This is a genomic window from Streptomyces milbemycinicus (assembly GCF_002154605.1).
Taxonomy (GTDB): domain Bacteria; phylum Actinomycetota; class Actinomycetes; order Streptomycetales; family Streptomycetaceae; genus Streptomyces; species Streptomyces milbemycinicus.
This window is the reverse complement of record NZ_MUNE01000465.1, coordinates 1-20,601: the sequence shown is the minus strand read 5'-3', so window position 1 is coordinate 20,601 and position 20,601 is coordinate 1. Positions and strand designations below refer to the sequence as shown.

Sequence of the window (20,601 nt, the reverse complement as noted above, 5' to 3'; positions counted from 1 at the left end):
CCGGCGCTGCAGCGCCGGGGGGTGGCGATAGGCGAGCATCCCGCCCACCTCGTTGAGCTGGCCCACCACGGCCTTGCGCTGCAGCCCCCCGCCGCGGGCGGCGTCCCAGGCGCGGAAGACATCGACCGAACGCTCCAGCGCGTCGATCTCCTGGGAGCCCACGGGGGCCGCCTCGTAGCGGTCGAAACCGGCGAAGTCCGCGGACAGCGGATCGTCGGTACGGGGGGCGTCGGTGGCCAGAGTCGGGTCACTGTGCAGCCAGTCGTGCATGGCTCCGGTGATGGCTGATCCTGCGGCGAGCGCGGCGCCCGCACCCACCAAGCCGCGTCGGTTGAACATAAGGTCCATTCCCGTGAATTCGGTGAGGACCGCGGCCGTGGACTCGGGCGCCCAGAGCAGCCCGTCCGCGGACTGCCCCTTCCCCGCGCGCCCCTGCCGTGCGAACCCGAGGTCCTCGATGGTCACGACTCGACCGAGGCGCTCGGTGAACAGGGCGGCCAAAACCTTGGGCACGGGATCGCGCGGCATCTCGCCGGTGTCGATCCAACGCCGCACCCGCGAGGTGTCGGTCGCCAGCTGCGGATGGCCCATGGCCGCCGCCTTCCGGTTCACGAGTCTCGCGAGTTCCCCCTTGGACCAGCCGGCGAGGCCGAACAGGTCCGCGAGACGGGTGTTGGGTTCCCTCGTCACGTCAAGCCCCCAGGTTCTCGGCTGACTTGACAGTAACCGCCCTGTCACGGCCCGTGCGACTATTCGCCAGGGTTCGCCAGGGTCCGCCAGATGGTGTGCCACCCGCGGCCGGGTGTGGTGTAGGACCGCGCCACCCGGCCCGGCGGCGTTCAGCGAAAGAAGTCGTCCCCGCACCCGCGGGGGCAGTTCGCGGACCGCATTCCCCAGGGTGCGGCCTCGCCCCGGGGCCGGGAGGCGCGCGACTCATCGGCACACGAAGGGATCTGTATTGTCCATGTACGCAGCATCGTCCTCCGTGTCCGCCCCGCCCCGGCCGTACCGGCGGCAGCCGCCCGGCGCCGGGCCGTTCCTGGATCCCGCCCCCGGCGGGCGAGCGAGGCGGGCCCCGGGCCCCGGCCCGCTGAGCGGCAGACTCGATATGTCCGGCCCGCAGGGAGCACAGCTGCGCACGGCGATCGCGTCCGTCCACCGCATCTGTCCGGAGTTCAACCCCGTCCAGGTGCTCCGGCGCAGCGGGCGGTCCGTCCTCCTGGTCGGCACCACCGGCCGCAGCACCGCGGTCGCCAAGTGCCTGCTGGACCACTCACCGGCCTGGGCCGAGCGGTTCCGGCGGGAAATAGCGATGTACCGGGCGTTCGTCCGTCATCGGCCGCCGGTCCGGGTGCCCCGGCTGATCGCGGCGGACCCGGACAACTGCACCCTGGTCATCGAGCGGATGCCCGGGCGGGTGGCGGCCTCCCAGCGCCACCCCTGCGAGCCGCCACCGCGCGCCGATGTGCGGGCCGCGCTCGGCGCCATCTGCCGGATCAATCTATGGCGGCCGCCCGCCAATCTGTTCGACGCGCCGATCGACTACGCCGCCCGGCTGGCGCGCTACCACGAGCTCGGGCTGCTCACCGACCGGGACATGGGCGATCTGCGGAAGCTGCTGCGCGGCCTCGCGCACACCGCCGCCCGCCAGAGCCAGTTCTGCCACGGCGACGCGTTACTGAACAACATCCTGCTCTCGCCGGCCGGGGCGGCGCTCATCGACTGGGACCACGCGGGCTGGTATCTGCCCGGGTACGACCTGGCCACGCTGTGGACCGCGCTGGGTGACGCCCCAGGGCCGCGGCGCCAGATCAGCCAGCTGGCGCAGGCGGCGGGGCCCGATGCGCGGGACGCCTTCCTGGTGAATCTGATGCTCGTACTGACACGGGAGATCCGCCAGTACGAAACCGCCGTGCAGCGCACCATGCACGACCCCGCCCCCGTGGCTCCGGGCGCGGTCGGGGCCGGTGAGGAGCAGCGTCTGCTGCTGCGCCGCCTGCACGACGACTGCTCCCTCGCGCGGCGTGCCGTGCGGGCCGCGGTCGGAACCCGTTGAGCCGCGGGGCGCGTCATCGGTCTGGCCGTCATCGGTCTGGACCAGTGACGCGCCGCAGGCCCGTGCGCCCGTGCCGGGAAACACCTCGGCACGGGCGTTGACGTGCGAACACCCGGGCGGCCGAGCATGATTGACGGATCGCCCGGCACCGGATACCTCTAGGTGGGCTCGGCCCCGTACGCATGGCCGGCGCACACCGGCGCACGCTCGGCCCGCCTTAGAGGAGGCTGCAATGCGAGGATCCGCACAGGACAGCGCGCACGACCCGAACAGACCGGAGCCCGGCCCCACGCGGCGGACCGCCCTGCGGACGGCCGGTGCCGCCGCGTCGGCCGCCTTTCTGCTCCCCCTCGCGGCCCAGGCCCCGGCCGCCCTGGCCGACGAGTCCCGGTCCGGGAGCGACGCCCTGCAGGGGGCCTTCGCCGCCGCGGCGAAGGAGTACGGCGTCCCGCTGAGCGTGCTGCTGGGTGTGTCGTATCTGCAGTCGCGCTGGGACGGCCACGGCGGCGCGCCCAGCGTCACCGGCGGCTACGGCCCCATGCACCTCACCGACGCGACCACCGCTCTGGCCCGCACCCCGCACCACAGCCATGGCAGCGAGGACGCGCGCGGCGATCTGGCGCGTGCCCGTCTGGTGCCCGACACCGAGGTGCCCCAGCCGCGGCAGCTGCCCGCGCGGCTGCGGACGCTGGAGCGGGCCGCCGAGCTGAGCGGGCTGTCCGCGGAGGCGCTGCGCGCGGACGAGGCGGCCAATGTGCGCGGTGGCGCGGCCCTGCTGGCCGCGGAGCAGAAGAAGCTGGGGCTGCCGCTGAGCGAGGACCCGGCCGACTGGTACGGGGCGGTGGCGGCCTACTCCGGCTCTGACAACGCCACGGCAGCCGCAGTCTTCGCCGACGACGTCTTCGACGTGATCCGCGGCGGCGCGGCGCGCACCACGGGCTCCGGCGAGGCGGTCTCGCTCCCCGCCGCGCCCGGGGTGTCCCCCGACACCCGGCAGTTGCGGACGCTGGGGCTGCCGTCCGTCGCGCGGGATCCGAACGTCGACGCCCCCAAGGGCGTCTCCTGCGAGTGGATCCCGGCGCCGTACGAGCAGTTCGGCGACAACGACTACGGCAACCACGACCTGGGCAACCGCCCCGAGTCCCAGACGATCGACTACATCGTCATCCATGACACCGAAGGCACCTGGGACGTCTGCCTCAAGCTGATCCAGGACCCCACGTATGTGTCCTGGCAGTACACCCTGCGCTCCGCCGACGGGCACATCGCCCAGCACCTGGCGCTCAAGGACGTCGGCTGGCACGCGGGCAACTGGTACGTCAACGCCAAGTCGATCGGGCTGGAGCACGAGGGGTTCCTCACCGCGCCCGACGCCTGGTACACGGAGGCGATGTACCGCGCCTCGGCCCGGCTGGTGCGCTATCTCGCGCGGAAGTACGACATCCCGCTGGACCGCCAGCACATCCTGGGCCATGACAACGTCCCCGGCACCACCACCCCGAACATCAAGGGGATGCACACCGACCCCGGCCCCTACTGGGACTGGGCGCACTACTTCACCCTCCTCGGCGCGCCCTTCCGCACCACCGCGGGCCCGAGCGGCGGGCTGGTCACCATCCGCCCCGACTACGACACCCACCAGCCGGTGTACACCGGCTGCGACACCGCCGGACAGCCCTGCGCCCCGCACGGCTCGGGCGCGGTGCGGCTGCACACCGCGCCGAGCGCGGACGCCCCGCTGATCAAGGACATCGGGCTGCGCCCCGACGGATCGGACTCCACGACCGGCGTCAACGACACCGGCGCCCGCGCTTCGACGGGCCAGCGGTTCGCGGTCGCGGAGCGGCAGGGCGACTGGACGGCCATCTGGTATCTGGGGCAGAAGGCCTGGTTCGAGAACCCCAAGGGCCGGCCGACCGCGGTGAACGGCGGGGGCCTGGTCATCACCCCGAAGGACGGCGCGGCGGACGTGCCGGTGTACGGCCGCGCCTACCCGGAGAAGGAGGCGTACCCGGAGGGCGTACCGGTGCAGGCCGTCTCGCCGCTGCCGTACAAGCTGCTCGCCGGGCAGCGGTACGCGCTGGGGCTGAAGACCCAGGGCGAGTATCTGTGGGCGACCACCTTCGACCCGGCGGGCCACAAGGTGGTGCGCGGCCAAGACGTGTACTACCAGATCCAGTTCGGGCACCGGGTGGCGTTCGTACGGGCCGCCGATGTGCGGATCGAGCGCTCCGACCGGTAGTCGCCGGCTCGCCTCGGGCGCGGCGTCTGTGGGTGAGGCCGACCGCGCCGGGGCGGTCGGCCCTCAGCCGTCCGACAATCCCCCGATCGAAGTACGCGGCGGAGAACTCCCGTTGATGACGGCCTGGTCGGGCCTCAGCCCTGCTGGAACATCTCCGCGGGCAGCGGCTTGAGCAGCCGGTAGAGGTCGTCGGTGATGGGCCGGTCCCAGCTGGCGATGGTGACCAGGACACCGTCGCTGCGGTCGAACTGGGAGCAGGAGATCCGGCCCTCGGAGAGCTTGATGCGGCGCACGATGAGCAGGTTGTCCTCGTGCATGACCGGGGTGTCCTCGGTGTCCACCACATGGACCGGCTCGTCGTTTCCCAGGGCCGCCAGCAGCTGTGTCACCTCGAACGGCACCTGTCCTTCGGCCAGCTCGCGGGCCGGGGATCCCTCGGGCAGATTGCCGATGATCATCGCGGGGCCGCGCCCGCCGAACAGGTCGTAGCGGAGAAAGACGCCCTGGCAGCTGCCGTCGGGTGCGGGCAGCAGCCCGGCCCCGAGATCGCCGGGCCAGTCCCCCGGGTCCATGGCCAGGACGTCGAAGTCCGGACCGGTGGGCGTGGCGGGGCTGCGGCGGCGGAGGAACGACATGCGGACATGGTACGTGCCCCGGCGCCGGAATCCGCCCCGGGTCAGCGCCCGGACACCGGCCGCGGAACACGGGCGCCGATGGTGACACCGACCGGGGCGCCCAGGACCTTGGCCAGCCCGGTGCGGTCGGTGCCCACCTTGCGGTACACGCCGGAAAGCACCTGCGTCACCTCGCGCTCTTCGAGGCCCAGCTCGTCGCCGATCCGGTCGTCGCCCCAGCCGAGGGCGGCCCGCTCGGCGGCCGCCTGCTCCTGGGAGGTGAGCGGGGAGCCGTGGTCGGCGCGCAGCTGCAGCGGGCGCAGTCCGGTGGCGGACAGCTCGTCGCGGGCCCGTACCGCGAGCGCGTCGGCCCCGCACTGCACCGCGCCTTCCAGCCCGCGGTAGAGCCGGTCTCCGGCCTCCTGCGGCAGTCCGATCCGGCGCAGGGCGGTGCCGTGGTCGACCAGGGCCACGGCCAGGTCGTAGGCGGACGGCGAGCGTTCGAGGTGGTCGACGGCCTCGGCCAGCAGCCTGAGCCGTTCCGGCCCCTGGGTCACGAGCCCGGCGGTGTGCAGGGCGCGGCCGATCATGGAGTGGGCGCCGAACTGGCGGGCGCGGCGCACCGCGTCCCGGGCCACTTCGGCGGCCTGCCGTGGCTCGGTGAGCGCCAGGGACTGGGCCAGGTGCAGCTGCCAGGGACACCAGGCGGGGTTGCGCATACCGCGCCGGTCCATCCGCAGGCCGACCTGGGTGAGCCGCTGCCGGGCCTCGCTGTGCATATTGCGGGCCAGCAGCAGCTCGCCGCGCACGGTCGGCGCGTCCGGGCACAGGAGTGCCTGGAGGGCCTGGAGGGTGTTTCCGCCACAGGAGTGCTCGGCGGCGAACTCCTGGGCCTCCTCGACCCGGCCGCGGCTGAGCAGGGTCTGGATGAGCGTGCCGACGGCGGTCCAGTGGGCGGGCGTCTCCGGCCCGACCAGGTCGGCGATCCGCAGCCCCTCGCGGGCGAGTTCTTCGGCCTCGGCGAGCGCCCCGCGGCGGTAGCGGACATACCCGAGGAGGGTGAGGCCGAACGCCAGATGCGCGCCGCGCCAGCCCTTCCGCTCGCACTCCGCGACCCCGTTCGCGAACAGCTCCTCGGCGCGCCCCGGCTGGTCACAGTGGAGGAACGTCAGGGCGACCAGGATGGGCACCTCGAAGCCCCACTCGTCGTCGGTCCAGCTCAGGCCGTCACCCAGGGCCTCGTCGGCGTGGCGCAGGGCGGTGGCGGCCGGTTCGCCGCGGGTCATCGCGTCGAAGGCGCGCAGGCCCCGCAGATAGCGCTCGGCCATGCCGCGGCCGGAGAGCCGGTCCACCAGCCGGGCCAGTCGGCGGGAGCGGGCGGGCGAGTCCTGGCCGTCGGCGCGGAACATGTTCCACATGATCTGTTCGGCCTGCATCCGCAGCCGAGTGCGGGCGCTGCCGGCCCGCCCGGCCTCGGCGGCCACGAGCTGCGCGGCCTCCTCCATACGGCCGCTGTGGCCGTACGCCTGGGCCAGCCGGTAGGTGATCGACTCGCGCAGCTCCGGGCCGAGCGCGGGCTCCTCCAGGGCGGCCCGCAGATGGTTGACAGTGACGGCGGGCTCGCTGAGCTGGGCGGCGCAGCCCAGTTCGTAGAGCACGGCGGGCCGCTCCTGGAGCGAGGGCGGTTCGCGCAGGGCCCGGGCGAGGCAGCGGCGGGCGGTGTCGGGCGCGCCGGCTCGCAGATACTCCCGGGCCGCCGCGCGCAGATGGCGCACCACCCAGGGGTCGGCCTCGGGGTGCAGCTCCAGCAGATGGCGCCCGGCGGCTCCGGAGCCGCGGCCCGCGGACAGGACCGTGGCGGCGGCGCTGCCGTGCATGGCCACGCGCAGGGCGGCGGGGATCGCGCGGTAGACGGCGGTGGCGATCAGCGGGTGGAGGAATTCCAGGGGCCGCTTCTCCGGTGATGGGCGCGGCGGGGTGAAGATACGGGCGTCGGCCAGCCGCAGAGCCAGCTCGGCGGTCTCGATGGTGGACAGGCCCGAGACATCCGCGGCCAGGGCCGGGGTGGCCTCGCTGCCGAGGACCGCGACGGCCCAGGCGAGCCGGACGGCGGAGGTGCCGAGCCGGCTCAGCCGGTCGGTCAGGCCGCTCTCCTTGGCCGTGGAGACCAGCTCACGCAGATGGGCCAGGTTGTCCGACTGCGGTTTCAGATCGCGCTCGCGGACTTTGGCGGTGAGCTCGACGACCTCGAAGGGGTTGCCGCCGGTGACCGCCCAGCACTCGCGGCAGAACGACTCGTCCGCCCCCGCGCCCAGCACCTCGCGCACCATCCGGCCGACCGCGCCCGGGGTGAGCGGCGCCAGCAGCCGGGGCCGCGAGCCCTGCCGCTCGGTGAGCCCGCGCAGCGCCGCCGCGTCGGCGGACAGCTCGTCGGGTCGGTAGCCGACCGCGAGCAGCATGGGCAGATCCACGGCGCGGGGCGCGAACCGGGTGAGCCAGTCGAGGGATTCGGCGTCGGCCCAGTGGGCGTCGTCCAGGATCATGACGACCGGGGCCCGCTGGACGGCGAAGCGGGTCACCAGCCAGTCCAGGCCGTCGCGCACCCCGTGCGGGTCGGGCGAGCCGCCTTCGGCCGAGACCACCAGGCCGACGGCGGGCGCGACGATGTCGTACCAGCCGCCGAGGATCCTGCGGTGGGCCTCCTCGCCGGTCGCCGCGAGTACGGGCTGGAAGAGCTGGCGCACGACATGGAAGGCGACGCCCTGCTCCTGCTCCCCGGCGCGCGCCGAGAGCACCGTGCAGCCACGAGCGGCGGCCCGCCGCCTGACCTCGCCGAGCAGCGCGGTCTTACCGGCGCCGCCCGGCCCCGCGAACGCGATCACCCCGCCGGCGCGCGGCCCGGCCGAGTCGTCGGCCGGCTCCCCGCACAGCTCGGTCAACGCGTGGTCCACCGCGCTGAGTTCGAGCTCCCGCTCCAGCAGCGTCCGGCGCCCCCGGCCCTGTCGTGTCATGTTCTCCGCCACGCTCGTACCCCATTCGGCAGGTACAGCTGAGCGTAGCCCGATCGGGACGCTCCGTAGCGCGGTATGCGGGGAATTTTCTGACGGCATTGCCATTGGCACACGCCAATTCGACCGGCGCCCTATCGAAGGGAACAGCGGCCACGCCACCATGTCCGGATGCGGCGAGGACCGTGGCGCGGAGGGGGCCGGTCCCTGGCTCCGGCGCGGTCCCGTATGTCCTGAGGGGGCGGATACGGACCATGGACAAGGCAGGTTCACCACCACCAGCGACCCGGTCGGCGGCGCTCTTCGGCTTCCCGCCGGCCGATCTGATCAGCCCGGACGCGGAGGCCGCGCGGCGGCACACCATTGAGTGGCTGTCGCGGTACGGCGTCTTCCAGGGGGACGCGTCGGTGGCCGAGTACGACGCGCTGCGCTTCGATCTGCTGGCGGCGTACTTCTACCCGGGCGACACGGGCGCCGACCTGGCCTTGGGCAATGATCTGTGCGGGTGGTACTTCGTTTTCGACGACCAGTTCGACGGGGAGCTGGGATGCCGGCCGCAGGAGGTGTTACGGCTGCTCGACGCCCTCGTCCAGGTGACGCGCGAGGCGGAGGAGCCGACCGGGAGGGCCGCCGGGGACGTTCCCGGCGGCCCTCTCGTCGAGAGCTTCCGCGATCTGTGGCACCGCATCCACCAGGGCAGGCCGCGGGTGTGGCGGCAACGTTTCCGCCGCCACTGGACGGAGTATCTGCACTCCTACCACCGCGAAGCGCTGGGCCGCACCGGGAGCCGCCCGCGCTCGGTGGAGGCGGTGGTGGCCCTGCGCCGCCACTCGATCGGCGTGCAGCCGTGTCTGGATCTCAACGAGCGGTTCGGCGGATACGCCCTGCCGGAGGCGGTGCACGGCGGTTTCCCGCTCGAGCGGATGCGGGAGGCCACCGACGATGTGGTGGTCTTCACCAATGACATCGTCTCCCTGGCCAAGGAGCTGGCCGCCGGGGACGTCCACAACAGCGTGATCGTCCAGCGGGAGCTCACGGGCTGCACCCTGGAGGAGGCCGTGGAGCATATCGCGCGCCTCGCCGACGCCCGCTACCGGTGGTTCGAGGAGACCGCCGCGCGGCTGCCCGCGCTCCTCGCCGGGGCCGGGGCGGACACCCTGCGGCACGTGGCGCACTACGTGGACGGCATGCGGCATGTGATGCGGGGCAATCTCGCGTGGTCGTATCGGACGGCCCGGTACGACGAGCGCGGCATAGCGGCGGTGAGCAGCGGGCGGCAGCGGCCGTGGGCGGGCCTCGCCGCGTATGCGACACCGGCGTCCTGACGGCCGGATCGTTTCGGCTCCAGGCGGGATCACTCCAGGCACGATCACTCCAGGCGGGTTCACTCCAGGCGGGTCAGGACTCCGTCCGGTGGCGGCGGTGGTGGCGGGCGACGCGGGCGCGGTTGCCACAGGACGGCTTGCACCACTCCTGGCGGGGATGGTCCTTGACGAAGTAGCGCACACAGCGCGGCGCGGGGCAGGCCCGCAGCCGCTCGCGCTCCGGCCCGGCGAGAAACCCGATGGCATCGCGGGCGAGCGCCGCCACCAGCCGGTCGGCGTCGGTGAAGCCCGGCGGCCGGGCGGCGCGCACCACGGGGGCACCGCCGTCGGGCCACTCCAGGCGCGGGGCGCCGGGCGCCCGGGCCGCCGCCGCGTTCAGCCGCGCCATGGCCTGGTCCTCGGGCAGCAGCCGGTGGGCGTCGGCGGAGCTCGGCGGGCCGGGCCGCACCGCGCGGGCGAACAGCGCGCGGACGGCGGCGCGCAGCTCGCGTACGGCGTCGAGCGCGGCCGTGTCCGCGGTGAAGTCCTCGGCGTCCAGCGCGTCCCGTAGCGGCTCGGCCAGCTCCCGCACCCAGTCGGTCAGCCCTTCGGGCGCGGTCAGATCGTCGGCCACGCCGCCGTTCCCGTCGTGGCGGATGGTGACGGCGAGTGCGAGGGCGAGTCGATCGGCGGCCATGGGGGTTAATGGTAGCCTCCCGATCCAACCATTAGCCCCTGGGGGACGTATGAACGAGAAGAACGACCGGACGAGCGCAGACACAGACGCAGACACAGACAGGCGCGCCGACACGGGCGCTGACGGTGCGGCGCGCGTGGTCGCCGCCGTACTCGACGGACACCAGCGGCTGCGCACCCTGCTGGACGGCCTGACCGAGGCCGCGGTCCGCGAGCCGAGCGCACTGCCCGGCTGGAGCCGCGCCCATGTGCTGGCTCATATCGGGGGCGTCGCATCGGCGCTGGCCCGGCAGACCAGGTTCGCGATGCAGGGTGAGCTGATCGAGGTGTACGACGGGGGCCGCCCGGCCCGGGACGCCGCGATCGAGGCGGGTTCGAAGCGCTCGGCGGACGAGCTGCGGCACACCGTGGCCGAGGCCCTGGCGGAGGCTGAGGGCGCCTTCACCGCGGTGGGCCCACGGGACTGGGAGCGGCCCGTGCGCTACCGCGACTCGGACGTACGGGGTGTTCTGCTGTGCTGGTGGCGGGAGTTGGAGATCCACACGACGGACGCGCTGCTCGGCTACGGCCCCGGCGACTGGTCACGCGACTTCTGCGCGCACGCGCTGGACTTCCTCGCCCCGCGCGCACCGCTGGACACCCGGCTGACCCTGGAGGCCACCGACGGACCGGAGCGGCGCACGTACGGCTCCGGCGAACCGCTGACCGTACGGGGGCGGCTGACCGATCTCACGACGTGGCTGGCCGGACGCACCCCCGCCGGCCCGCTGGACAGCGGCCCGGCCCCGCTCCCCGAGCTCCGCCCCTGGCCGTAGCCATGGCCGGGCGGCCCCTAGGGTCCGTCCTCATGACGGATGTACTCAACCTCTGGAAGGCGGGCCTCGGCGAGGTGCCCGAGGACGTTTGGGAGCGCACGGGGCTGCGGGTGCTGATCCTTGCCGACAACGGGCTCACCCGCCTCTCCCCGGCCGTCGGCCGCCTCCAGCGGCTGCACACGCTCGACCTGGGCCACAACCAACTCGCCGAAGCACCCGGAGAGCTCGGCGAACTACGGGGCCTGACCCGGTATCTGTATCTGCACGACAACCACCTGACCCGGCTGCCACCCGAGCTCGGCCGGCTGGACGAGCTGGCATATCTCAACGTCGGCGAGAACCGGATCGGTGAACTGCCCTCGGAGATCGGTGACATGGCGGGCCTGGTCGAGCTGCGCGCGCAACACAACGAGCTGGCCGGGCTGCCCGAGTCGATCGGGCGGCTCGGCCGGCTGCGGGAGCTGTGGCTGCGCGGCAATCGCCTCGCCTCCCTGCCCGCCACCTTCTCCGCGCTCACCCAGCTGCGCCACCTCGAACTGCGTGACAGCGCCCTGGAGTCGGTGCCCGAGCCACTGAGCGCACTGCCGCTGCTGCGCCATCTCGATCTGCGGAGCAACCGACTGCATGGGATTCCGGACTGGATCGCGGAGCTGCCGTCCCTGGAAAAGCTCGATCTGCGCTGGAACGGATTCGAGGAGCGAGGAGACGAGCTACGGCCACTGCAGGCCCTCAGGGAAAGGGGCTGCGCCGTGCTCACCTGAGGGCCGCTGACGCTCGTGTACGAGGGCGAGCTGCCCCAAGTGCTCGGGCAGCCCGACCCGTAACGCCTCGGCTCGAATCCGCCCCGGCGCAGGTCAAATCAGCTCAGGTCAGATCGAACTCGCCGTCGCGCGCGCCGATGACGAAGGCGCGCCACTCGGCGGGGGAGAAGATCAGGGCCGGGTCCTGCGGCCGACGGCCGTGGCGCATGGCGATATAGCCCTCGACAAAGGCGATCTCGACATCGCCCACGCCCTGGCTGCTCGACCTCCACTGGGCGGTGGTGAGATCGAGGTCGGGCTTCTCGGCGCTGCCTGCCAGGGGTTGTTCGGTGGTGGTGTTGGCCACGTGGTTGGCTCCTCCCGGATCGTCGTCCCCACCCCAGCCTAGCGATCGCGACCGGCGCCGCACAGGCCGCGAAAGAAGGACGGCACCGCACACGCGGACGTACGGCGGGACGGCGGCAGACAACAGGCGGGGGCGGCCCGGGACCCGGTCAGCCGACCGGGGGTTCGGCCGCTACCAGCCACATCGAGAAGAACTGCGAGCCTCCGCCATAGGCGTGCCCGAGGGCCTTGCGCGCGCCCTCCACCTGGTGCTCCCCCGCCTGCCCGCGCACCTGCAGCGCGGCCTCGGCGAAGCGGATCATCCCCGAGGCGCCGATGGGGTTGGTGGACAGCACCCCGCCCGAGGGGTTGACCGGCAGATCGCCGTCGATCTCCGTCACACCCGACTCGGTGAGCTTCCAGCCCTCGCCCTCGGCGGCGAAGCCCAGATTCTCCAGCCACATCGGCTCGTACCAGCTGAACGGCACATACATCTCCACCGCGTCGATCTCCCGGCGCGGATCGGTGATCCCGGCCTGCCGGTAGACATCGGCCGCGCAGTCCTTGCCGGCCAGCGGCGAGACGAAGTCCTTGCCCGCGAAGAGCGTCGGCTCGCTGCGCATGGCGCCGCCGTGCACCCAGGCGGGCGGGGCGGGCGCACGGGCGGCGCCGGCCCGGTCGGTGAGCACCATGGCGCAGGCGCCGTCGGAGGACGGGCAGGTCTCCGAGTAGCGGATGGGGTCCCACAGCATCGGGGAGGACTGCACCTTCTCCAGGGTCAGATCCTGCTCGTGGAGGTGGGCGTAGGGGTTGCGCAGGGCGTTGCGGCGGTCCTTGTACGCGACGAGCGAGCCGATGGTGGGCGGGGCGCCGGTCCGCCGCATATAGGCCCGGACGTGGGGGGCGAAGAAGCCGCCCGCCCCGGCCAGCAGCGGCTGTTGGAAGGGGATGGGCAGGGAGAGCCCCCACATGGCGTTGGACTCGGACTGCTTCTCGAAGGCCAGGGTCAGGACGGTGCGGTGGACGCGGGCGGCCACCAGATTCGCGGCGACCAGCGCGGTGGAGCCGCCGACCGAGCCCGCGGTGTGCACCCGCAGCATGGGCTTGCCGACCGCGCCGAGCGCATCGGCGAGGTAGAGCTCGGGCATCATCACGCCCTCGAAGAAGTCGGGCGCCTTGCCGATGACGACGGCGTCGATGTCCGCCCAGGTCAGCTGGGCGTCTTCGAGGGCGCGTACGGCGGCCTCGCGGACCAGCCCGGCGATCGACACATCCCGGCGGGCGGCGGTGTGCTTGGTCTGGCCGACCCCGACGACGGCGATGGGCTCCTTGCTCATGCCCCCTCCTCCCGCTCAGTCTTCACTGCCCGTTCTCCTTCCAGGACCGCCACCAGGTTGTGCTGCAGACACGGCCCGGAGGTGGCGTGTGCGACGGCCCGGTCGGAGTCGCCGCGGTGGATACGGGCCGCGGCCTCGCCGAGGCGGATCAGCCCGGCGGCCATCATGGGGTTGGCGGCGAGCGCGCCGCCGGACGGATTGACGCGTACGCCCTCGCCCAGCTCCAGCTCGCGGCGGAGGATCACCTCCTGCGAGGTGAAGGGCGCATGCAGTTCGGCGGTGTCGACGGGCGCGGCAGCGTCGTCGAACAGACCGGCGTTGTGGGCGGCGAGCCGGGTGGAGGGGGAGCGGGTGAGGTCCCGTACGCCCAGTGCGTGCGCCTCGATGCGGTGGTCCATACCGCGGATCCACGCGGGGCGCGGGCACAGCCGGCGCGCGGTGTCACCGGCGGCGAGGACGACGGCGGCCGCGCCGTCGCCGATGGGCGGGCAGTCGTGACGGCGCAGCGGCCGCACCAGGTAGGGGTCCTCGAGCAGCGCGTCCGGGGCGGCGGAGCCGGCCAGTTGGGCGTGCGGGTTGTGTTCCGCGGCGCCGCGGCTGCGCGCGGCGACCCCGGCGAGGGCGCGCTCGTCGGTGGCTCCCTCGTCGATGAGCGCCTGGGCCTGGAGGGCGGCCAGGGACACCGGGTCCGGCCACAGCGGGGCGAGGTAGTAGGGGTCGAGTTGGCGGGTCAGCACGTCGCGCAGCTCTCCCGGCGAGGACTTGCCGTAGGAGTAGACGAGCGCGGTCTCGGCCTCCCCGGCCAGCAGTTTGACCCATGCCTCGTACAGCGCCCAGGCGCCGTCCATCTCCACATGCGACTCGGAGATCGGCGGCCAGGCGCCGACGCCGTCGAGCGCCATGGTGAAGGAGAAGGCGCGGCCGGCCAGATAGTCGGAGGAGCCGGAGCAGGTGAAGTCGATCTCGCCGGTGCGCAGGCCGACCGCGCCGAGCACTTCGTGCAGGACCGGCATCAGCATCTCGACCTCGGAGAGCTCCGCGGACCGGCGCCGGTGGCGGGTCTGCGCGAAGGCCACGATGGCGACGTGCCTCGGGTTCACAGCAGCTCCTTATAGGTGTCGTAGTCCGCGTCGGGTTCGCCGGTGGGGCGGTAGTGGTCGGGGTAGCGCCCGCCCTCGGTCCACACCGGCTCGACGCGCAGGCCCATCCGCACCTGGTCGTAGGGGATGCCGCCGATGCGGCCGTGGAGGGCGAGATCAGCGCCGTCCAGGGCGATGTGCGCGTAGACGTACGGCACCTCGATGTCGAGGTTCTTCGCCTTGATGTTGACGATGCAGAAGGTGGTGACGGTGCCGCGGGGGCCGACCTCGACCTGTTCGGCGGTGGCGACGCCACAGGTGGGGCAGGCGCCGCGGGGCGGGACATACACCTTGCGGCAGGTCGGGCAGCGCTCCCCCACGGTCCGCTGGTCGGCGAGGGCGGCGATGAAGCGGGAGGGGGCGCGGCCGGGCGAGTACACGTAGTCCAGGCGGGCGGGCGCCACGATGCCCTGCACGGGATCGGCGAACTCGCCACTGTGCGGGGCGGCTTGCGGGGCGGGCTCGCTCTCGTACGGCTCGCTCTCGTACGGTTCGAAGCAGGCGATGTCGGTGATGGCGCCGACCCGCTCCTCGGCCCATCGGATCCGCACCCGCATACCGGTGCGCACGGCGTCGGGGCCGGCTGCGTCGAGGGCGTGGAGCAGGGCGGTGTCGGCGCCGTCGAGCCGTACCAGCACCCAGGCGAAGGGGTTGGCGAGGGGCTGTCCGCGGCGCGGGGCGGGGTTCCAGGCCCAGGTGGTGACGGTGCCCGTGGTGCCGACCTCGACGAGGGCGCGGATCTCCTCGGCGGTGACCGGGTCGTACTCGACGGGAGGCACGAGCACCCGGCCACCCGCGCTACGTACGCCGAGCACGGCGCGCTCGCGCAGCCCGGTCAGGAAGGCGCTCTGGACGGGGCCGAGGGAGCGGGTGAAGGGGAACTCGACGACCAGAGGGGCGGAAAGCACCTCGGGCGCGGGAGCCGGATTCATCGTGTGCCTCTCCTTCGTCGCGGCCGGGTGGGGATGGTGCGCTCGCGGGGTGGGTGTTCAGGCCCGTCGGTAGACCGGCGGTCGCTTCTCCGCGAAGGCCTTCGAGCCCTCCTTCGCGTCGGCGGTGGCGAAGATGGGCCAGCCGCGTTCGAGTTCGGATTTCAGGCCGTCGGCCTCGGTCATCTCCGCCGTCTCGTACACGGACGCCTTGACGGCCTCGACGGCGAGCGGGCCGTTGGCGTTGATCAGCTCGGCGATCTCCAGGGCGGTCTCCAGGGCCGTGCCGTCGGGTACGACCCGGCCGATCAGCCCGATCCGCGCGGCCTCCTCGGCGGTGTACGGCCGCCCGGTCAGCAGCATCTCCAGCGCGTGGGTGCGCGGGACCTGGCGGGCGAGGCGGACGGTGGAGCCGCCGATGGGGAACAGACCGCGCCTGACCTCGAAGAGCCCGAAGGTGGCGCCGTGGCCCGCGACGCGGATGTCGGTGCCCTGGAGGATTTCGGTGCCGCCCGCGACACAGTGTCCTTCGACGGCGGCGATCACCGGTTTACGCGGCCGGTGGTGCCGGAGCATCGCCTTCCAGTGCAGATCGGGATCGGCCTTGAGCCGGTCCCGGTAGTGCTGTCCGGCCATCCCGTCGCCGCCCGCCAGGGCCTTGAGGTCCATGCCCGCGCAGAAGACCCCGCCGGCCCCGGTGAGCACCACCGACCGGATGTCGTCGTCCTCGTCGGCCTGTGCCCAGCCGTCGTGGAGGCCGACCAGCATCGGCAGCGAGAGCGCGTTCTTGGCCTCCGGACGGTTCAGGGTGAGCACCAGCGTCGCGCCGGCGCGCTCAACCGTCAGATGTTCGGTCCCGCTTGTCACGGCAGTCCTCCCGTCTCGACCTAGAACAGGTTGCAGGAGGCGCCGGACGACTTCAAGAGAAATCTGATGCTCAGTCAGATTTATTGGCCATGCGCCTTCACATCTCTTCCGGACGGCGCTCCAATGACCGCCAAGCCCGCCGGTGTCAGGTCAGGAGGAGCCGTGGAGTACAACCTTGCCGACCTGTTCGAGTCGATCGTCGACACGGTGCCCGACAGAGAGGCGCTGGTGTATATCGACCACCCCGGCACGGGGGCCGAGCGGAGGCTGAGCTACGCGCAGCTCGACGCGGCCGCGAACCGGCTCGCCCACCATCTGCGGGACGCCGGTATCGCGCCGGGCGAACACGTCGGCCTGCACCTGTACAACGGCGTCGAGTATCTGCAGACCTCCCTCGCCTGTCTGAAGATCCGGGCCGTACCGGTGAACGTCAACTACCGCTATGTCGAAGAAGAGCTGATCTACCTCTACCGGGATGCCGACCTGGCGGCGCTGGTGTACGACGCGGAGTTCGGCGACCGGGTGGCCGCCGCGCTCCCCCGCACCGACACCCTGCGCCATCTCATCCGGGTCGGCACGCCGACCGGGAACGACCCCACCCCCGACCCCGCGCCCGTGCCCTTCCAGGAGGCCGAGGCCTCGGGTTCGCCCGTGCGCGACTTCCCGGCGCGCTCGGCCGACGACCGGTTCATCATCTACACCGGTGGCACCACGGGCATGCCCAAGGGTGTGCTGTGGCGGCAGGAGGACCTGTTCTTCTCCGGGCTCGGCGGCGGCGCGCCGACCGGCCGGCCGGTCGACCGGCCCGAGGAACTGGCGGAGCGGGTGGCGGCGGGCGGCGAGGGCCTGGTGTTCTTCCCCACCCCGCCGCTGATGCACGGCACCTCCACGCTCACCGCCTTCATCGGGTTCAACTTCGGCCAGAAGGTGGTCATTCACCGTAAATTCGTGCCGGAAGACGTGCTGCGCACGATCGAGAAGGAGAAGGTCACCAGCGTCTCGCTGGTCGGCGACGCGATGCTGCGCCCCCTGGTGGACGCCCTGGCCGGCCCCCTCAAGGACACCGACTGCTCCTCGCTGTTCAGCGTCAGCAGCTCCGGCGCGGTGCTGTCGGACACCGTACGGGCCCAGTTCGCCGCGCTGGCGCCGCACACCATGCTGCTGAACAACTTCGGCTCCTCGGAGTCCGGTTTCAACGGCACCGCGACCGAGGACGCCGGCCCCCAGAAGGGGTTCCGGCTGCACGTCAACGCCCGTACCTCCGTGGTCGACCCGGCGACGTACCAGCCCGTGGCGCCCGGCGAGCCCGGCCGCATCGCCCAGCGCGGCCATGTGCCGCTCGGCTACTACAACGACCCGAAGAAAACCGCCGAGACGTTCTTCGAGGCGGACGGCGAGCGCTGGGTGCTGCTCGGCGACATGGGCACGGTCGACGAGGACGGCGTGATCACGGTCCTGGGGCGCGGCTCGCAGTGCATCAACACCGGTGGCGAGAAGGTCTATCCGGAGGAGGTCGAGCAGGCGCTGAAGGCCCATCCGGACGTGTACGACGCGCTGGTGGCGGGCGTACCGGACGAGCGCTGGGGCAGCCGCGTCGCGGCCGTCGTCCAGCCCCGCGAGGGCGCGGCGCGGCTGACCGCCGACGCCGTACGGGCGCACTGCCGCACCCGGCTCGCGGGCTACAAGATCCCGCGTACGGTCGTCTTCAGCGACCACATCCAGCGCTCGCCGAGCGGCAAGGCGGACTACCGCTGGGCGAGGGAGATCGCGGCGAGCGCCCCGGCCGACTCCTGACCGCGCCGCCGGTAGCCGCCGGGCGCGACCCCGTACTCCCGCTTGAACGCCTTGGCGAAGGCGAATTCCGAGGCGTATCCGGTCCGTTCGGCCACCGCGCGCAGCGGCAGCTCCGACTCGCGCAGCAGCCGGGCCGCCACCGTCATCCGCCACCAGGTCAGATACGCGAGCGGCGGTTGCCCGGCGAGGGCCGTGAAGCGGCGGGCGAAGGCCGCCCGGGACAGCCCCGCGGCCTGTCCCAGCGTCTCGACGGTCCAGGGGTGGGCGGGGTCGCGGTGGATGGCGCGCAGCGCCTCGGAGACGGCGCGGTCGTGCAGGGCGGCGGCCCAGCCGGTGCTCATGTGGCCGGACTGCTCCTCGTACCAGGCGCGCAGCACATACAGCAGCAGCATGTCGAGCAGGGAGGTCAGCACGGCGCTCGCGCCGGGGCGGGTCCGCTCCAGCTCGCCGCCCAGCAGTTCGACGGCCGAGCGCAGCTCGGGGTGGCGGCCGAGCCTGGCCGGGATGTGGAGGGCCTGGGGCAGCTCGCCGAGGAGAGGGTGCGGCCGGGCCCTGTCGAGGAGATAGGCACCGCACAGCAACAGCGTGTCCGGGCGCGGGCGCCGATCCGCACCGCCGCCCGCGCCCCCGTCGGCGTCCGAGGCAGAGGTGTCCAGGGAAGCGGCGTCTTCGGCGAAGGGACCCGGGAGGGAGCCTCGGAACGCGGCCAGTGAGGTGTTTGGGCTGTCGGCGAGACCGTGTCCGCGCCCGTGCGGCAGGAACACCACATCCCCCGGGCCCAGCGCGATCGGCTCGCCGTCGCCCGGCAGCACCCAGCAGGTTCCTTGGAGCACGACGTGGAAGCCCGCCCCCTCGGAGTCGGGGAAGCGCACGCCCCAGGAGCCGTGCTTCTCGGTGCGCCCCGCGTGGGGGCGCCCGGTGCGCATGGAGGTGATCGCGTCGCTGAGGACATCCATGCGCGCCACCATATCGGGGCCGCGCCGTGCACGAGACGAACGGACATGTTCCGAATACGGTGAGGCATCGGGAATCTCTCCGGGTCTTCCTACGGTGGATCACAAGCCAGAAGGCACACCCAGAGGAGAACGTTGTGAGGATCGCCGTCTTTGGCGCGAGTGGTTACACCGGCAAGCTCGCGGCCGCGGAGGCGCGGCGCCGCGATATCGACGTGGTACTGGTGGGGCGTGGCGCCGAGCGGCTGCGCGCCGCGGCGTCGGAGGCCGGGTTCCAGGACGCGGAGATACGGGTCGCGGACGCCGAGGACCACGACGCGCTCGTCGCCGCTTTCCGCGACACCGACGCCGTCGTCAACTGCGCGGGCCCGTTCACCCGGTGGGGAGAGGGCGTGGTGCGCGCCGCCATCGCCGCGGGCAGTCACTATGTCGACATCACGGGCGAACAGCCCTACATCCGGCACATCTTCGACACCTTCGGCGCGGACGCCGAGCGCGCCGGGGTCGCCGTCCTCCCCGGTGTCACCGACGACGGCCTCCCGAGCGACCTGATCACCGCCTTGACCGCCGCGCACGTGGGCGGCGAGGCGGAGGAGATCGCCATCGCCGTCGACATCATCAGCGGCGGCGCCTCGCGGGGCACCATCCGCTCGATGGGCGCTCTGCGGGAGACGCTGCTCGACGGCGGTCTCGGCTACGAGGACGGGCAGCTGTCACCGCGGGCGACCGCCCGCCGTAAGGAGATCGTGCTGCCCGGCGGCTCGGCGCCGACGCCCGTGGTGCGCTTCGCACTGCCCGCGGTGGTGACCGTGCCCCGCCATGTGCGCACCCGGCAGGTGGAGGGCCTTGCCTCCCAGGAGGTGTACGAGGTCTTCACGCGGCTGTCCCCGGAGATGGCCGAGCAGGTGCCGGAAGGCCCGGCGGTCGCGCAGCGCAAGGCCATGCGGTGGGCCTTCGCGGTGGAGGTGCTGGGCATCGACGGCCGGCGCGCCCGGGGCGAGGTGCGCGGCTCCGATGCGTACGGCACCACCGCCGTGATCGCCGTCGAGGCGGCCCGACGGCTCGCCGCCGACGGCGCCCCCGCGGGGGTCCTCGCCCCCGCCCAGGCCTTTGACGCCGCCGGGTTCCTCGACTTCCTGGGGGACCACGGCGTCAGCTGGTCGGTCGGCGAGGCGGCGGAGGCGTAGCCCCCGCGCCCCGGCGGGAGGCATCTGCGCTCAGATCCCGTTCGGCGCGCACACCGACGGCAGGGCCCGCTCCAGTGCCACCGTGTGCAGTGCGTCCAGCTGTCTGTCGTGGCGTACGCGCAGCGCGGCCACGGTCAGCCGGCCCGTGCAGGACCGCTCGGCCCGGGGCCGCGCCGAGTCGGCGATGGCCCGGACCAGCTCGCCGTTGATCCGGTTGATCTCCAGCCGGACCTTGGAGAGGTCGGGGCGTTCGGTGGGGGCCTGGGCGGGGTCGGCCTCCCACTTGCGGTACAGGCCGCGCTGGACGAGCTTGTTGGCCTCGATCTGATCGCGGAAGATCCGCACGGTGGCCTCCGGGTCCGCGCCCAGCGCGCGGGCCTGTTCGGCCACCGCCTCCAGCACCTGCCGCTCCCGCTCCGGGTCGTCGATGGGGCTGTCGGTGCCCCACTTCGCGGCGGCTACCTGATCGGCCGTCAGCAGCCGCTGGGCGGACAGGTCGGCGATCGGCAGCAGCCGCCCGTACGGAGGCGCCGGTACGGAAGCCAAGGCCGGTACGGAAGCCGAGGCCGGGGCGG

General features: G+C 72.9%; 18 protein-coding genes. 7 read left to right on the top strand and 11 right to left on the bottom strand.

Translation table 11 applies throughout. The features are described 5' to 3' along the window. The coding region (locus CCN51_RS33635) for an NsdA family TPR-like regulatory protein (RefSeq protein ID WP_483883455.1) at positions 1-690 on the bottom strand (690 nt) is incomplete at its 3' end. Between the two features lie 274 nt (positions 691-964). Between CCN51_RS33635 and CCN51_RS33630 the strand changes: the two genes are divergently transcribed. Both CCN51_RS33630 and CCN51_RS33625 read left to right on the top strand, forming a co-directional pair. Further along, positions 965-2,056: an aminoglycoside phosphotransferase family protein gene (locus tag CCN51_RS33630; RefSeq protein ID WP_086860455.1), complete on the top strand. Its 1,092-nt coding sequence runs from the start codon at positions 965-967 to the stop codon at positions 2,054-2,056. 232 nt (positions 2,057-2,288) lie between these two features. Continuing rightward, the gene (locus CCN51_RS33625) at positions 2,289-4,298 is read left to right on the top strand and encodes an N-acetylmuramoyl-L-alanine amidase (RefSeq protein WP_014173677.1); all 2,010 of its coding nucleotides are present in this window, start codon (positions 2,289-2,291) and stop codon (positions 4,296-4,298) included. A gap of 134 nt (positions 4,299-4,432) precedes the next feature. On the opposite strand, the gene CCN51_RS33620 is transcribed toward CCN51_RS33625, so the two are convergent. Beyond that, on the bottom strand, positions 4,433-4,933 hold the full coding sequence (locus CCN51_RS33620) for a hypothetical protein (protein ID WP_014173678.1): 501 nt from the start codon (positions 4,931-4,933) through the stop codon (positions 4,433-4,435). A gap of 41 nt (positions 4,934-4,974) precedes the next feature. Continuing rightward, entirely contained in the window at positions 4,975-7,923 is a 2,949-nt protein-coding gene (locus CCN51_RS33615) for an ATP-binding protein (protein ID WP_014173679.1), read from the bottom strand. A gap of 251 nt (positions 7,924-8,174) precedes the next feature. Between CCN51_RS33615 and CCN51_RS33610 the strand changes: the two genes are divergently transcribed. Then, complete coding sequence (locus CCN51_RS33610) at positions 8,175-9,245, top strand: isoafricanol synthase (RefSeq protein WP_014173680.1); 1,071 nt, start codon at positions 8,175-8,177, stop codon at positions 9,243-9,245. Between the two features lie 73 nt (positions 9,246-9,318). Here CCN51_RS33610 and CCN51_RS33605 read toward each other — a convergent pair whose 3' ends face one another. Beyond that, on the bottom strand, positions 9,319-9,921 hold the full coding sequence (locus CCN51_RS33605) for a CGNR zinc finger domain-containing protein (RefSeq protein WP_014173681.1): 603 nt from the start codon (positions 9,919-9,921) through the stop codon (positions 9,319-9,321). Positions 9,922-10,057: 136 nt separating this feature from the next. Here CCN51_RS33605 and CCN51_RS33600 point away from each other — a divergent pair, with 136 nt between their 5' ends. Further along, the gene (locus tag CCN51_RS33600; RefSeq protein ID WP_043488907.1) at positions 10,058-10,735 is read left to right on the top strand and encodes a maleylpyruvate isomerase family mycothiol-dependent enzyme; all 678 of its coding nucleotides are present in this window, start codon (positions 10,058-10,060) and stop codon (positions 10,733-10,735) included. 32 nt (positions 10,736-10,767) lie between these two features. Further along, a complete protein-coding gene (locus tag CCN51_RS33595) occupies positions 10,768-11,496 on the top strand; it encodes a leucine-rich repeat domain-containing protein (protein WP_014173683.1) in 729 nt (242 codons plus the stop codon). A gap of 103 nt (positions 11,497-11,599) precedes the next feature. On the opposite strand, the gene CCN51_RS33590 is transcribed toward CCN51_RS33595, so the two are convergent. The 5 genes from CCN51_RS33590 to CCN51_RS33570 form a co-directional block, all read right to left on the bottom strand. Beyond that, a complete protein-coding gene (locus CCN51_RS33590; RefSeq protein ID WP_014173684.1) occupies positions 11,600-11,842 on the bottom strand; it encodes a DUF397 domain-containing protein in 243 nt (80 codons plus the stop codon). A gap of 148 nt (positions 11,843-11,990) precedes the next feature. After that, positions 11,991-13,157 carry a thiolase domain-containing protein gene (locus CCN51_RS33585; RefSeq protein WP_014173685.1) on the bottom strand — a complete coding sequence of 389 codons (1,167 nt, stop codon included), beginning with the start codon at positions 13,155-13,157 and terminating at the stop codon, positions 11,991-11,993. Next, positions 13,154-14,257 carry a thiolase domain-containing protein gene (locus tag CCN51_RS33580; RefSeq protein ID WP_014173686.1) on the bottom strand — a complete coding sequence of 368 codons (1,104 nt, stop codon included), beginning with the start codon at positions 14,255-14,257 and terminating at the stop codon, positions 13,154-13,156. The genes CCN51_RS33585 and CCN51_RS33580 overlap by 4 nt, the downstream gene beginning before the upstream one ends. Then, positions 14,254-15,228 carry an OB-fold nucleic acid binding domain-containing protein gene (locus CCN51_RS33575; protein WP_014173687.1) on the bottom strand — a complete coding sequence of 325 codons (975 nt, stop codon included), beginning with the start codon at positions 15,226-15,228 and terminating at the stop codon, positions 14,254-14,256. Before CCN51_RS33575 ends, CCN51_RS33580 begins: the two co-directional genes overlap by 4 nt. A gap of 57 nt (positions 15,229-15,285) precedes the next feature. Further along, the gene (locus CCN51_RS33570) at positions 15,286-16,092 is read right to left on the bottom strand and encodes a crotonase/enoyl-CoA hydratase family protein (protein ID WP_014173688.1); all 807 of its coding nucleotides are present in this window, start codon (positions 16,090-16,092) and stop codon (positions 15,286-15,288) included. Between the two features lie 162 nt (positions 16,093-16,254). Here CCN51_RS33570 and CCN51_RS33565 point away from each other — a divergent pair, with 162 nt between their 5' ends. Further along, entirely contained in the window at positions 16,255-17,886 is a 1,632-nt protein-coding gene (locus CCN51_RS33565; protein ID WP_014173689.1) for an acyl-CoA synthetase, read from the top strand. On the opposite strand, the gene CCN51_RS33560 is transcribed toward CCN51_RS33565, so the two are convergent. Then, positions 17,838-18,842, bottom strand: a complete 1,005-nt coding sequence (locus CCN51_RS33560; RefSeq protein ID WP_014173690.1) for an AraC family transcriptional regulator — start codon at positions 18,840-18,842, stop codon at positions 17,838-17,840. The genes CCN51_RS33565 and CCN51_RS33560 overlap by 49 nt on opposite strands. Positions 18,843-18,976: 134 nt before the next feature. Between CCN51_RS33560 and CCN51_RS33555 the strand changes: the two genes are divergently transcribed. Beyond that, positions 18,977-20,026 (top strand): saccharopine dehydrogenase family protein, encoded by a 1,050-nt coding sequence (locus CCN51_RS33555; protein ID WP_014173691.1) that lies wholly within the window; start codon positions 18,977-18,979, stop codon positions 20,024-20,026. Positions 20,027-20,056: 30 nt separating this feature from the next. Here the strand turns inward: CCN51_RS33555 and CCN51_RS33550 are convergent. Then, positions 20,057-20,601 (bottom strand): chorismate mutase (locus CCN51_RS33550; protein WP_107426127.1); only part of this gene is annotated, 545 nt, incomplete at its 5' end.

Coding starts and splice junctions, on each gene's coding strand:
- CCN51_RS33610 (WP_014173680.1), top strand. CDS start 8,175: ATGGACAAGGCAGGTTCACCACCACCAGCGACCCGGTCGGCGGCGCTC.
- CCN51_RS33595 (WP_014173683.1), top strand. CDS start 10,768: ATGACGGATGTACTCAACCTCTGGAAGGCGGGCCTCGGCGAGGTGCCC.
- CCN51_RS33585 (WP_014173685.1), bottom strand. CDS start 13,157: ATGAGCAAGGAGCCCATCGCCGTCGTCGGGGTCGGCCAGACCAAGCAC.
- CCN51_RS33630 (WP_086860455.1), top strand. CDS start 965: ATGTACGCAGCATCGTCCTCCGTGTCCGCCCCGCCCCGGCCGTACCGG.
- CCN51_RS33615 (WP_014173679.1), bottom strand. CDS start 7,923: ATGACACGACAGGGCCGGGGGCGCCGGACGCTGCTGGAGCGGGAGCTC.
- CCN51_RS33620 (WP_014173678.1), bottom strand. CDS start 4,933: ATGTCGTTCCTCCGCCGCCGCAGCCCCGCCACGCCCACCGGTCCGGAC.
- CCN51_RS33575 (WP_014173687.1), bottom strand. CDS start 15,228: ATGAATCCGGCTCCCGCGCCCGAGGTGCTTTCCGCCCCTCTGGTCGTC.
- CCN51_RS33625 (WP_014173677.1), top strand. CDS start 2,289: ATGCGAGGATCCGCACAGGACAGCGCGCACGACCCGAACAGACCGGAG.
- CCN51_RS33605 (WP_014173681.1), bottom strand. CDS start 9,921: ATGGCCGCCGATCGACTCGCCCTCGCACTCGCCGTCACCATCCGCCAC.
- CCN51_RS33560 (WP_014173690.1), bottom strand. CDS start 18,842: ATGGATGTCCTCAGCGACGCGATCACCTCCATGCGCACCGGGCGCCCC.